The sequence below is a fragment of the Daejeonella sp. JGW-45 genome (assembly GCF_029360805.1).
In the GTDB taxonomy this organism is placed as follows: domain Bacteria; phylum Bacteroidota; class Bacteroidia; order Sphingobacteriales; family Sphingobacteriaceae; genus Daejeonella.
On record NZ_JARKNC010000008.1, the window covers coordinates 350876 to 365096 of the forward strand.

A 14221-nucleotide genomic window follows, 5' to 3' on the forward strand; every position below is an offset into this window, starting at 1 on the left:
AGGCTTCGTATTATTTTTGATAGCTTCTCGTTTTTGTTGTTAAAGGAAGTACTGATCTCTATATTTAGACAAGCGGTCTGCGGGAAATTCTGAAAAATACAATTATTCGCGGCGGCATAGACAGTGAAAATTAATACTGAAAATCATATGGCAAAGAAACCAGCCGACGGTTCATCTCCGGCGACAGACTCGTTCCCAATTAAAGAAATTTTTGAACTGAACCCTCTCTTTACCAGGCGCCAAATGCTGGGAGTAGGCGGTCTGGCGGGCTTGGCAGCATTCACGAGCTTTGCTCCGGGTGCTTTCAGGCAGGCTCCGCAGCAAAAGCCCCGGATCGCGGTCCTGGCAAGCTTCTGGGGTGCAACAAGATCTCATGCCGATTGGATCGTAAACAAGCTGATAGATGGTTACTGGTGGGACGGAGCCTATACTCCGTCGCGGGTAGAAGTTGCTTCTATTTATTTGCACCAGCATGACACAAGCCTGCTCGGCCAAAAAGTAGCTAAAGCGAAAGGCATCCCGGTCTTTAAGACGGTAGCCGAAGCCGTTACGCTCGGCGGGAAAGAACTAGCTGTAGACGGCGTGGTGATCGTAGCAGAACACGGGGATTATCCGGTGGATCTGAAGGGGCACTGGCTCCTGCCGCGCTGGCTTATCTATAACCAGGTGATCCGGGTTTTCGAACAGAGTAAGCGTGCAGTGCCTGTGTTTAACGACAAGCACCTCTCCTATGATTGGAACGAGGCTAAGTGGATGTTTGATAAATCCCGCGAGCTGAACTTCCCATTGACCGGTGGATCATCTATTCCGGTGTACTACCGCAAACCGGAAATAGAGTTGGATATCGATACACCGATAAAACATTCTATTGTAGTGGGAGGCACGGGGGATGAAGGAGGCATTTTCCATGCCATTGATGTGCTGCAGGGCTTTGTTGAGCGCCGTAAAGGAGGTGAGACGGGTGTTAGATCGGTTCAATCCATCCGTGGGGCTGACACCTGGAAGTGGGTGGAAAGTAATCCCTGGGCCGGCAAGCTTCTTGAATCTGTCGCGAAGAGCTTTGAATTGAAGCCCGGACATTTTCAACAGGCCGCGCAGACAAATATGTGCCTGATCGAGTATAACGACGGAACAAAAGCAGCTGTAATCGGTGGCCGCGGTGTGGGCTGGACCTATGCAGGTGAGATCGAGGGGAAGCAAGAACCAACGATCATATCAATGCTGGGCTGGGCCGGGCCATTCGATCAGTATCACGCTTCGAATGCACAACCCCACTGGATCACTGAAATGATGGTTACGAAAAAGGAACCATTTAATGCCGAGCGACTTCTTTTGTCGACGGGCATTACGAACTTTTACATGGACTCAAACTGGGAAAACGGACGTTACACTGCCATCGGCCGCCGCCTGGAAACACCTGTATTAAATATGAAATACAAATCGACCCGCGGAGCCCAGTTTAGCAAGGGCGAGCGCCCGCCAAGCCGGCCTTATATCCGGGGTTTTGACCAGTAACAGTTGGCCAAAAAACAAAATAACCTATCAACCTGAGCAAGACATATATGCAGAAGAAACAATCTGAAAGAGTAATGCGGGAGCCAGATCCATTCTCCATGAATGAACTTATAAAATCGAATCCGGTCTTTAGCCGCAGGCAGATGCTCGGAATAACCGGAATAGCCGGCTTGGCGGCTTTAACAGGTATCTCCACGGAGGCTGCCGGACAAAGCCAGCAGAGAAAACCCCGCATTGCGGTTCTGGCCACTTTCTGGGGAGCTACCCGATCTCATGCCGATTGGCTGGTGAACAAACTGATAGACGGCTATTGGTGGCAGGGTGCTTACGTTCCCTCCCGCGTGGAAGTTGTTTCGCTCTACCTGCATCAGCATGACACCAGCTTACTCGGTCAGAAGGTCGCTAAAGCGAAAGGCATCCAGGTTTATAGAACTGCCAGTGAGGCCCTGACCCTTGGCACAAAGGAACTGGCGGTAGATGGCGTGGTGATCGTAGGAGAACACGGTGATTATCCCACCGATCTGAAGGGGCATTGGCTCCTGCCGCGCTGGTGGTTGTACAACCATGTTATCCGCGTTTTCGAGCAAAGTAAACGTTCGGTACCCGTTTTTAACGACAAGCACTTTTCTTACAACTGGGATGACGCGAAATGGATGTTTGATAAATCCCGGGAATTGGGCTTCCCTCTTACTGGCGGATCTCTGCTTCCGGTCTACTACCGTAAACCCGAGATAGAACTGGAGAACAACACGCCGATAAAGCATTCTATCGTGGTTGGGGCGACCCCGGATGAGGGAGCCATCTTCCATTGTATCGAATTGCTTCAAGCGTTTGTAGAGCGCCGCAAGGGCGGTGAGACGGGCGTGAAGTCGATCCAATCCATTCGCGGACCTGAAGCGTGGAAGTGGGTGGAAAGCAATTCCTGGGCAGCTAAACTACTTAATTCTGTAGCAGCAAATTTCAAATTGAAACAGGGGCACTTTCAGGAGAGCGGCCGTACAAACATTTGTATCATCGAGTATAATGATGGAACGAGCGCAGCTATAATTGGCGGACAGGGAGTAGGCTGGACGTATGCCGGTGAGATAGAAGGGCGTAAGGAGCCGACGATCGTCTCTTTACTTGATTTTCCCGGACCATTCGATCAGTACCATGCCTCTAACGCCCAGCCGCACTGGATCGTAGAAATGATGCTAACCAAAAAGGAGCCGTTCAATGCCGAGCGGCTGCTTCTGACAACCGGAATTACAAATCATTATATGGAATCAAACTGGGAAGGCAGCAAGTACTCTCCTGTAGGCCGGCGCATTGAAACTCCATTCTTAAACATGACTTACCGCCCGACCCGCGGAGCACAGTTTAATAAAGGGCAGCGGCCACCGGCACGGCCGTATATTAGGGGCTTTGATCAGTAGAGCAAGGAGCAAAGAATAAGGAACAAAGAAAAAAGACACCCTATCGTCCTCGTTTGCAACCTACTGTGTACCCACAACTATTGCTAAGGTGTGACCTTAATCATATATCACTGTTCAACCCCTGAGGGGTTGGCATGTCGTCTACTATTATAACCCCCGATTCCATCGGGGGGTATCGCTATTTAAGCCCTTCAGGCTTACAAGACACCCAGCAAGCCCGGAGGGCTTGAAAAACAATAACCACGGATAAAATCCGTGGATAAGCGAGAAGCATAACCGACTAGCAAGCCTGAAGGGCTTGAACAGCAAATTGAAAATTGTGGGTACACGGTAGGCTTACAACGAGGGTGCACGAGGAATGCGACTTAGTCGCACAGAAATAAAACTCAATAAGAAACCTACTATTTAACCTCCCGAACGTAACTTCTTCACTAATCCATATACCTGCTTCTCAAGTAAGCCAAACACTAAGCCCCCAATAATAAACACGGAGGCTAGCAGTTTCCACCAGGGAAGAGTTTCACCCAGGTACAATGCTGAACTTAAGAATCCGACTACCGGAATCATCAGTGTAAAGGGAACAACGGCCGATGTGGAATAAGACTTCATCAGAAAACTCCAGGCTCCGTATCCGACATGCGTGGAGATATAAACAATATAAAAGACAGCGCCCAGGGTTACCCAGGACGAACTTTGCAGGGAGCTTAGAATAACAGCAGGCCCGTCATAGAACAGCGAGACGGCAGCCATTACGGGAAAAGCGAACAGGTTTCCCCAGACTACAAGCGCCAGCGGCGATTCAGAATTAACTTTCTTCGTAAACATGTTTCCTGCCGACCATGAAAAAGCTGCAAGCAGTAACATGATCAACCCTATAAAAGTACTTCCCTGATCCACATTAACTGCAACAATGCCTATTCCCAGAAACGAGATCAGCGACCCTGCGATTTTAAAGGCCGTTGGCCGGTCCTGGAAGAAAAGAAAGGACAACCCCATTGAAAAGAACACCTGAACCTGTAATACGAGGGAGGCAAGACCCGGCGATACGCCAAGATGAATTCCCGTGAACATAAGTCCGAACTGCATAGCGAAGTTAAACAAACCGTAACCTATAATAAGCTTTAGCGGAGCCTTAGGCCTGGGCAGGAAGAAAATCCAGGGTAATGCTGAAAGTCCGAACCGGATAGCAGATAGTAGAAATGGAGACAAGGTCTTTAGCCCGATAAAAACCGCGATAAAATTGACACCCCAGATCAGGACTATAGAAAGAACTACAAGAAGATGTTTAGGGGTTAAATTGACGGTATTTCCCATTGTTTTAAAAACGAGGCAAAGTTAAGTTTAACAACGAAATATTATTCATCAACAGGGAATTATCTTTAAAAATGGGATTGCAATGACGGGATGCTATTTGCTTCTGATCAACGGGCATGAATTTCTATCGTTTAAAGCCTATAAAACTTAATTTGAGGGTGCGCCGCTAAGGTTGAGCAATCATTCTAAAGGCTATCTACAGCTTTTTTTCATATTTTGTCCTGGGATCCGGTGACCGGAAGTTTTTGTTATGTAAGGAATGCTCATGGAAGTCGAATTAAAAGATAAATTGCCGGTTCTGTCGTTTGAGACGATGGAGGCCTTTGCGGAGTGGATCGAGGCGCATATAACGGATGCTGGATTGTGGCTGAAGATCGCGAAGAAAGCTTCGGGTGTGACGACAATTAGCTACGCGCAGGGGCTGGAGGTGGCGCTGTGCTATGGATGGATAGATGGGCAGAAGCAGGCGTATGACGGCCAGTATTTCTTGCAGCGGTTCACCCCCCGGCGGGCTAAGAGCGTCTGGTCCAAGATTAACGTAACGAAAGTAGCTGAGCTGATACAAGCGGGCAAGATGCAGCCGGCGGGGCTGGCGGCTATGGAGGCGGCCAAGGCAGATGGACGCTGGGATGCGGCGTACGACGGGGTGCGAACGATGGCTATTGCGGAAGATTTTGCAGCAATGCTGGAGGCCAATCCTGGAGCGAAGGCGTTTTGGGCGACCTTAAACAAAACTAATATGTATGCATTTAATTATCGGATCCAATCGGCTAAAAAACCCGGGACGCGGCAGGCGCGGATTGAGAAATTTATTGCAATGTTAAATGAAGGAAAGACAATTCAATAATGAAGAAAGCCGTACCAGCTGATTTTAAAGTCTTGATACTCGTCTCGCTTCTCAAAAAAACTTTTAGCAGAGTCGTTTGCTGCGCTGCGCTCGCAATGACATCACTTTGCCCACTCTCAACTTTCAACTCTCAACCCGATAGCTATCGGGTTTCAACTTAATAATAAACTTTTAGCAGAGTCTTCATACTTACCGCCTCTTTCGCTTTCGGTGTACAATCCGTCCCGGGCTGACTTCACCATACTAACGGCACCATTCGGGATTAGAACCCAATAACTGTAATGCACCAGTGTTTGTGTTTCAAGCAACAGTAAGCTATTGACCATGTGGCAGGTCTTTCTTTGCCTTTGGGTTACGAGACGCGAGATACGAGGCTGGGCGCCCAGCGCTCTTCCCCGACCGAATCCTATCGTGTGGACACATCTTTATCTTATATAAACACGGTACAACCGACCCCGAAGGTGGTCGCATATTTATAGCAAAACATTCATGAATTTTTCGACCCCGAAGGTGGTCGTATGTGTCGCTTTATTACATGCGACCACCTTCGGGGTCGGGATTTCGAACTAAAATGATGCTCTATAAACATTTGACCCGTTCCGGGTCATTAAAATGCATTAAAAATAAAAAGATGTGCCACACGATAGGACTGGATCGGGGATCTCGTGATGACACGCAGCCGCATGTGTCGACCAACTCCTGTCGTATGCACGCATCGTACAATATGACGTATCCCGCTTTTTGCGGGGCTGAGGGGTCATCCTCCTGTTCTAAATAATTCAGAACTCCTATCCCGGCTTTTTTCTTGTTGTTACTACATTTCCTTTCCCATAGGCAAAACTTTAAATGGTTTATATTAAATCCTCATACCGGTACAATTCTCCTGGGCTTCCAGTAACCGCACTAAGCAGGTTCGATCCTACGCTTATCCTACGTTCATCTTAGGCTCATCTCATAGTTAAAGCTCCCCCTCCGACTTTGTCCTCCGACCTCTGACCTCCGACTTCAAATTTCCCACTCCCCCCTAAAAAGCAATAACAAAACCGTTCCTGTTTTCGGAACGATAATTCACAGCCGCCAAAACATCTCACCCGCTGCTAGTGAGCCTTACTAAGCACCCTCCATCCTACGCTCATCTTATGCTCCACTCATTCTTAACTCTCCCCTCTCAGACCTCCGACTTCCTTCAGCTTTCAGTTTTCAACTTTCAGCTCTCCACTTCCCCTTTTCTTCCTCCCTATAATTTACTAAAAATCCGCGTCATTTATAGCTTAATTGCACTTTTACCATATTTTCAATGCCGGTGAATGCGCAATTATGAAATCGATAATGCCGGCACTTCGGCAATTATGAAATTCGCACCGACGGTGAATAACGAATTATGAAATTCGTAATGAAAAATTCTCTTTACTACGAGGTTTTTAAGAAAATGGGCATAAATTCTGCGTGAAATTCAATTTTACCCGACAAAGTTTATCCGCCCACTCCGACCTCCGACCTCGAACCTTCCCTAACAAAAAAGGCCATGTATTTCTACATGACCTTCCTCACACTTAAACCAAACTAAAAAAACTCAGTTCCAGCCTCCTCCTAAAGCCCGGTAAATATTCACCATAGCTTTCATCTGCTGCATCTTAGTTTCAGTCAGATCGAATTTAGACTCAAGCGCATCCCGCTGGGTCATCAGCACTTCCATATAATCTGCTCGTGCAGATCGGAACAAGCTATTTGAAATATCGATAGATTGAGTCAGCGCCTCAACTTCTTTCATTTTCAGGTTATAACTTTGTTCAAGGTTGCTAATCCTGGCCATTTCATTCATAACCTCAATGTTTGCGTTAAGAATTGTCTTCTCATAATTGTAAACAGCCTGCACCTGTTGCGCAGAAGCGCCAAAATACATGGCTTTAATAGCGTTCTTATTTATCAATGGCGCTGTGATGTCTCCGGCGAGGGAATAGAATAAGGATTCTGGTTTAAACAGGTAGCCCGGGCTAAATGCCCGCAAACCCAACCCGCTGGTAATTCCTAAAGATGGATAGAACGACGCTCTTGCTACCTGAACATCTAGCTTAGCTGCCTTAAGCTGTAATTCTGCCTGCCGGATGTCGGGACGGTTAGCCAGTAAGTGTATAGGTAATCCAGCTTGTATTCCGCGGGGCAGTAAATTTTCCAGCGACTGCTTTTCTCTTTGCACTGCTTGCGGAAAGCGTCCCACCAGGAAATTGATCCGGTTCTCTGTTTCAGTTATCTTCTGCTGGATATCATACTGTAAACCCTGTGTGTGCAGCGCTTGTGCCTGAAATCTGCGTACAGCAAGCTCGTTTACCCGGGCCGACTCCTTTTGAATTTTTACAATCTCCAGGGCGCTGCTCTGCAGCTTCATATTCTGCTGAATAATGGCTAATTGATTGTCCAAAACCAGCAGCTCATAGTAAGAGCTGGCAATTTCAGCGATCAGGTTCGTCACTAAAAAGTTTCTGCCTTCTACACTGGCCAGGTAGCGGTTAACTGCCGACTGTTTCGCGTTACGCAGTTTATGCCACACATCCACTTCCCAGGAAGCAACTAAACCACCCATCAAATCCGGTAAGGGCTCAGGCATTTCCTTTCCCGGCTCCATTTCTGTCGTAGCTTCCATAGCGCCAATGTTAGTATATCGTGGCACCTTCTCGACCCCGGCGCCCGCGCTTATACCCACTGAAGGAAGATACTCCCCCTTACGGGCCCGTATTTCGTTTCTGGCAATTTCAATCTCCTGCATCGTGATATTCAGCTCCTGGTTATTTTGCAGGGCTGAATCGACAAGAGTGGTTAAGTATGGATCGTTAAAGAATTCCTTCCACCTGGTATTTACAGAATTAACCGTATCCTTTGATGTGTTGTAACTCTGCGGCACTGAAGTGTTCGCATCTTTCTGGATTAATGCCGGCACACTACAGCCCATAAAGGCCAGGATGATAAAAGCAATCCCCAGCCGTTTAAATATTCTTTCTTTATACATGGTTTTCACTTTCTTCTAGATCTGGGAAACTATCATCGGCATAAACGAATCCTTCGGTTAAAGGCTTTTCATGCTCATCTCTGATTAAATGGCGGCCATCTGCTAAACTGCCGAAGATGTAGTATAAACCGGGAACGATGATCACTCCGAAGATGGTCCCGAATAACATACCCCCAAGTGCGGAAGCACCGATCGTGCGATTTCCGATAGCACCGGCACCGCTTGCGACTATTAGCGGTAATAAACCGGCAATAAATGCAAATGAAGTCATCAAGATGGGCCGGAAGCGAACCTTAGCGCCTTCAATTGCCGCGTCGAGCAAAGTAGCTCCCTGCTGCCTTTTCTGAACGGCAAATTCGACGATCAGTACCGCATTTTTCCCAAGCAGACCAATCAGCATGATCAATCCCACCTGTGCGTAGATATTATTCTCAAGGCCCATAAGCTTCAGCAGCAAGAAGGAACCGAACACACCCACAGGGAGAGAAAGAATTACTGCCATAGGAATAATGAAGCTTTCGTATTGGGCTGCCAGCACAAAATAGACAAACAGCAAAACGATGATAAAGACGTAGAGCGCTTCATTTCCTCTTATTGATTCATCGTAGGATAGACCTTCCCATGCGATATCATATCCCTTAGGTAAAGTCGTTTTAGCAACTTCCTGTATGGAGTGTATGGCATCCGCTGTGGTATATCCTTTAGCCGGTAAGCCCTGGATAGCTGCAGAATTATACAAATTGAACCGGGTTACCTCATTTGGACCCTGCGTCTTTTTAAGCGACATAAATGCAGAGTAAGGAACCATATCTCCATCGTCGTTTTTCACATACAGCTTCAGGATATCAGACGGAAGTCTCCTGTATTTCGGGTCGGATTGTACATAGACTTTAAAGAACTGATTAAACTTAATAAAGCCCTGCTCGTACGTACTGCCAATTAAGATATTCAGGTTTTCCATTGCCTTTCCGATCGAGACCCCTTTCTGCATAGCCAGATTGTTATCAATTACAAGTTCGTATTGAGGATAATTGGCAGCAAAAAAGGTGAACAGGCCTGTCAGCTCTTTGCGTTTGCGAAGGTTATCCATGAATTCATTATTTATTTTATCGAACTCATGATAGTCGGTGTCTGAATTCTTATCCAGTAATCGCATGGAAAAACCGCCTGAAGATCCGAATCCGGGTATGGCTGGTGGCTCAAAGAACTCAACAACTGCACCGAGCCCTTTAGATTTTTCTTCAAGTTCCTCCATGATCTCTTTGACAGTATGTTCCCGGTCTGACCAGCTCTTGAGGTTAATTAAACAAGTACCGGCATTAGATCCGCGGCCTTCGGTCATGATCTCATATCCCGCCAGGGAAGACACAGATTCTACCCCGTCAATCTCTTCACAGATCTTCTGTAGTCGTTGAGATACCTGGTTCGTTCTTTCGAGCGTCGACCCGGGCGGCGTTTGAATGATCGCATAGATAGTTCCCTGGTCCTCATTTGGAATAAATCCCGATGGCAAGATCCTGTTCTCAAAGAATATTCCTGCACCAAAAGCCAGGAGTATGGTCCATGTAAGCCACCTGCGGCTGACCATTGACCTTAGTAAGCCAACATATCTTCCTGTGAGCCGTTCGAACCAGCTGTTAAAAGCATTCAGCGATCGTGATAAGAGATTTTTCTTCTTTGGTTTCCCGTGATTGTTCTTCAGCAGCATGGCACATAAAACCGGGGTAAGCGTAAGCGCTACTACCGCGGAAATTACAATTGAGCTGGCCATAGTAATGGAAAACTGGCGATAAAATATTCCCACCGGGCCTGACATGAACAGCAAAGGAATAAACACTGCCGTCATCACCAGGGTAATGGCGATAATAGCGCCGCCAATCTCCCGGAGCACCTCTACTGTAGCTTTATAGGGAGAAAGGTTATTCTCTTCCATCTTGGCATGCACGGCCTCAACCACTACAATAGCATTGTCCACCACAATTCCGATAGCTAAGACTAATGCGAACAACGTGATCAGGTTGATCGAGAGCCCAAAGTACTGGATCACGAAAAAAGAACCTATCAAAGAAACCGGCACCGCCAGAATCGGGATTAATGTAGAACGCCAATCGCCCAGAAAAATAAATACCACAATAGCCACCAGGATAAATGCATCCCTTAAGGTGTGGAGCACTTGCTCAATAGATGCATCAAGAAACTGGGACACATCATAGCTGATTTTATAGTCAACCCCGGGAGGAAAAGAGGATTTCATCTCATCCAGCTTCGACTTTACCTCAGCAATTACATCGCTGGCATTACTTCCGTAATTTTGCTTCAGCACTATTGCTGCCGATGGTTGCCCGTCCAGGTTTGAATAAATGTCAAAAAACTCACTTCCGAGTTCAACAGTGGCGATGTCTTTCAGGTGTATACTTTCTCCTTCTGCATTGGCACGCACAATGATGCTTTCGTACTCTTCGGGTTTATTATATCTGCCTTTATAGGTCAGCACATATTCCAGCGATTGAGCAGCGATCCCGGAGCTCTGGCCTATCCTTCCGGGACGTCCAATAATACTCTGCTCTGCTAAAGACTCCATCACTTCCTCCACAGAAATTTTATAGGCCCGCATACGGTCGGGATTTAACCAGATACGCATGGCATACCTGCGGCTGCCCAATATTTGTGCCCGGGCTACTCCTTTGACCCGCTGAATCTCCGGGATCATTTTGACCGTAGCATAGTTAAAAAGGAACTTTTCGTCAATGCTCTTATTTTTCGAATAGAGGTTAACGTACATCAGCATACTTGGCTGAATTGGCGTGATGATGACGCCTTCACGCTGGACCAGCTCAGGGAGTAGTGGCATTACCTGGTCTACCCTTGTCTTTACCCGGATTACCGCATCATTCGGGTCTGTACCAGGTTCAAAGATTATTCTCAGGGTAGCCTCACCTGCGCTGGTTGCATCTGTCGCTATATAGCGCATACCTTCAACCCCATTTATGGCAGTCTCCAGGGTTATTAGCGTGGAATTCACTAATACATCTGCGCTTGAGCCAGGGTATGCAATAAATATGTTAACAGTTGTGGGTGCGATTTCCGGGAACTGGGAAATAGGAAGCTTCTTTATTGCCAGCCCTCCAACAAAAATCATTATGACCGATAGGACGATAGCAAATACCGGTCTGTGTATAAATCTACTAAACATGTCTTCTGATTTTTAAGATGTGATTACTCAGCATATAAATCTAACTGAGACATGACTGATGCTGGTTTCAGGTACTTATAGTGTATTTTTTCATTCTCTTTAACCAGCCGCAAACCTTCGAGAAGAATTTTATCGTCTTGACTTAAACCTTCCTTAACAACATAGATATGCGGTAGTTCGGCAGCAATAACGATTTCCCTGGACTTCAGTCTGCCGCTTTTATCTACCACATAGACATACTTTTTATCCAGCACTTCGAAGGTGGCCTTTTGCGGAATGAGCAGGGCATTGGAAATGGGAATGTCCATCAATATATTCCCTGTCTCACCGTGCCTTAAAAGCCTGTCAGGATTCGGAAATGTAGCACGGAAGGCAATATTTCCTGTTTCATTATTAAAATCCGCTTCAATAGTTTTAACAACTCCAATTTGCGGGAACAATTTATGATTTGCCATCTGCAGCCGCACTCTCGACATATTATGGCCTGCCTGATTGCTTCTATAATCGAGGTATTCAGCTTCAGGAACGTTAAAATAAACCCACATTTCGCTATTGTCTGATAATGTGGTAAGCAGGTCACCCTCATCTAACAAGCTTCCTAATCTCACCTGAAAGTGATCCATAATTCCATTAAAAGGCGCGCGGATCTGGGTAAAACCTAAACGGACCCGGGCCAATGAAACTTCGGCCTTTGCTTTATCCAGTTTTGCCTTGGCCATCGCCAGCTCATTAGCAGCGACTATCTTATTATCTGCAAGATTTTTTGTGTTCTGATATTCGATTTGTGCGAATTCTGCTTCAGCCTGTGCTTTTTGAAGTTCAGCCTGGTATATAGCCGGCTTTATTTGAAACATTAGCTGGCCTTTGTTTATCGATTGCCCTTCGTCTACAAAGATCTTCTCCAAGTAACCTCTTTCCAGGGCCCTTATTTCGATGTGGCTTATTGCACTAATTTGACTGACATATTCCCTGGTAATTAAGGTGTCTTTGATTAAGGGAGTACTGACCAGAAATTCAGTCTCCTTTTCTTGTTCTGCTTTTTTTGTTTCACAGCTTTGACACAAAAAGGCGCCCAGCATTAGAACCATGAAAATTCTATTCATATAGATTTGTATTGAGGAAATAATTAAAAGTGTAGGTTAATACACTGGCACATCATGGCAGCCATGTATGTGCGAAACGGACAATTAAAATGGAGAAGGGAACATCAAATCCGGAAGACTTGAATCAGGAGATAAACTTTGTTTGATAAACTATCCGGGACATCCGTAAATGAGACGAATACTCCCCTAAGAATATTTGAAGAAGGCTGAAAAACAAACGCAAATGCTGCGGCTGTGGAAGTATACTTGATAATACCCTTTTTGGATGAAAAGTAATCCTCCTGCACCTCATTTTCGTTGGCAAGGAGCCGAGTCGTTCGCCTTTCAGTTCCGGCCAGCGGCAGCCTGGTTAAAACCGCACGCACTTGCTCAGGGCTGCGAAGTTCACTTTGAACTGATTCAGTAAAACTTTTTGCAGATTGATGATACGAGCCGGACTTTTGCAGCAGTGCCGGCATGAGCCCGGTTGCGCAAAACAAAAAAACATACAGAATTAAGAAATACTTAATAAAGTCTCGTGTCATTCAGCGGCAAAAATATGTTTACGAAACGATAATATCAATGGGTGTTAAGTAATTATTCTATAGACACGATTGACTGATAATCTTTAAGTTAAATGGGCTGGAAGCTCTTCATACTCTTACCTCTTACCTCCTGCTTCATCACCGCACAAACCAGCAAATATCACGTACCCGAACTACCCAAATCCGCATAAAGACGCGGGGATTTATTTGTTTTTATCTATGTGTTATCTCAGTGCTTAGGAAGTGTTAAGACAGTGCTTAAAGAGGGTTAAGGCGTAGGAGCCAAAATGAAGTCAATTGGGGTAAAAGTTGCGGGATTGTGCAAGCTAGGTTCGAAGCTTTCTTCCCCGGGGCAAGATCCGTTTGTGCGACAAACGTACATCTTAGCTTCCACGGACCAGATTTTATTGCTCTTATTATTTAAATACTGAGGCTTTCAAACCAATCTCAAAGGTCCCGCTGCTATAAGCAGCCAGTGATGTGGTATTGGTTGAGTAGATGCCAATTATACCAAATGATTGGTAATTCATGCCCAATCCGAAAGTAGCGCTTCCTATGCTATGATACATTCCGAAAAGATTAACCTTGCTATTTGCATAACTAACATTAGCCCCGATGTCCAGGATATTATTAAGTCCTTTAATGCCACGATATACCACTTTGGGCTCCAGGCTTATCCCACCGGGGTTTTCGCTATCAATTTTATAACTTACTGCTGAGAAAAACGTGGGATGATTTATGCTCTGGTTTACCAGGTCACGTTGAAAAATACCCTTAATATTCGGCAGGGCAGCCTGAACACTCAGCTTGTTACTGGTATATGCCAGGCCGAAATCACCATCTATATAGGTTTCCTTCTGGTTATAGTTAACAACAATAATATCATTTGGATCACCATTGATATCTTCCCGGCTTAGGCGTTCATTCAGGAAGCCTAATGAAAGACCGAATGAAAGTTTAGTATTATTTTCGTTGAGAGGCATATGATACGCATAGCTGGCTACGCTCCTCAGGCTTTTGAATAATCCCGACGTTTCATTGGACACATTCAATCCGATACCTGCATTGCGGGCAAATGCGTATTCCCCTGTAATTATTTGGGTGGATGGTCCACCGGGCATATTGCTCCATTGTTTGCGATAACCCATGTTAACATCAATGCCTTTTCTTCCTGCCATCGCCGGATTGCCCAGGTATTGATTTTGGAAGTAAAGTGCGCCAATTGGATTAAGCTGTGCATGGACGTGTATGGCGATGCCTTGTAAAATACAAAGCAGGAACGTCTGGAATATAAATCTCATTCTTA

At 45.9% G+C, this 14221-nt stretch carries 9 protein-coding genes; 3 read left to right on the forward strand and 6 right to left on the reverse strand.

The genetic code is table 11. From position 1 onward, the window contains the following. Positions 1 to 147 precede the first annotated feature (147 nt). Both P2W76_RS11050 and P2W76_RS11055 read left to right on the forward strand, forming a co-directional pair. The gene (locus P2W76_RS11050; RefSeq protein WP_276347893.1) at positions 148 to 1515 is read left to right on the forward strand and encodes a hypothetical protein; all 1368 of its coding nucleotides are present in this window, start codon (positions 148 to 150) and stop codon (positions 1513 to 1515) included. A gap of 47 nt (positions 1516 to 1562) precedes the next feature. Next, the gene (locus P2W76_RS11055) at positions 1563 to 2930 is read left to right on the forward strand and encodes a hypothetical protein (protein WP_276347894.1); all 1368 of its coding nucleotides are present in this window, start codon (positions 1563 to 1565) and stop codon (positions 2928 to 2930) included. A gap of 405 nt (positions 2931 to 3335) precedes the next feature. On the opposite strand, the gene P2W76_RS11060 is transcribed toward P2W76_RS11055, so the two are convergent. Continuing rightward, positions 3336 to 4244: an EamA family transporter gene (locus tag P2W76_RS11060; RefSeq protein ID WP_276347895.1), complete on the reverse strand. Its 909-nt coding sequence runs from the start codon at positions 4242 to 4244 to the stop codon at positions 3336 to 3338. Positions 4245 to 4509: 265 nt separating this feature from the next. Between P2W76_RS11060 and P2W76_RS11065 the strand changes: the two genes are divergently transcribed. Further along, entirely contained in the window at positions 4510 to 5091 is a 582-nt protein-coding gene (locus P2W76_RS11065; protein ID WP_276347896.1) for a YdeI/OmpD-associated family protein, read from the forward strand. Between the two features lie 1573 nt (positions 5092 to 6664). Here P2W76_RS11065 and P2W76_RS11070 read toward each other — a convergent pair. The 5 genes from P2W76_RS11070 to P2W76_RS11090 form a co-directional block, all read right to left on the reverse strand. Then, entirely contained in the window at positions 6665 to 8095 is a 1431-nt protein-coding gene (locus P2W76_RS11070) for an efflux transporter outer membrane subunit (protein WP_276347897.1), read from the reverse strand. Beyond that, the gene (locus P2W76_RS11075; protein WP_276347898.1) at positions 8088 to 11288 is read right to left on the reverse strand and encodes an efflux RND transporter permease subunit; all 3201 of its coding nucleotides are present in this window, start codon (positions 11286 to 11288) and stop codon (positions 8088 to 8090) included. The genes P2W76_RS11070 and P2W76_RS11075 overlap by 8 nt, the downstream gene beginning before the upstream one ends. Positions 11289 to 11311: 23 nt before the next feature. Further along, on the reverse strand, positions 11312 to 12391 hold the full coding sequence (locus P2W76_RS11080) for an efflux RND transporter periplasmic adaptor subunit (protein WP_276347899.1): 1080 nt from the start codon (positions 12389 to 12391) through the stop codon (positions 11312 to 11314). Positions 12392 to 12495: 104 nt separating this feature from the next. Continuing rightward, positions 12496 to 12849 (reverse strand): hypothetical protein, encoded by a 354-nt coding sequence (locus P2W76_RS11085; RefSeq protein WP_276347900.1) that lies wholly within the window; start codon positions 12847 to 12849, stop codon positions 12496 to 12498. A 482-nt stretch (positions 12850 to 13331) separates the two neighbouring features. Then, the gene (locus P2W76_RS11090; RefSeq protein WP_276347901.1) at positions 13332 to 14216 is read right to left on the reverse strand and encodes a PorP/SprF family type IX secretion system membrane protein; all 885 of its coding nucleotides are present in this window, start codon (positions 14214 to 14216) and stop codon (positions 13332 to 13334) included. Positions 14217 to 14221 lie beyond the last annotated feature (5 nt).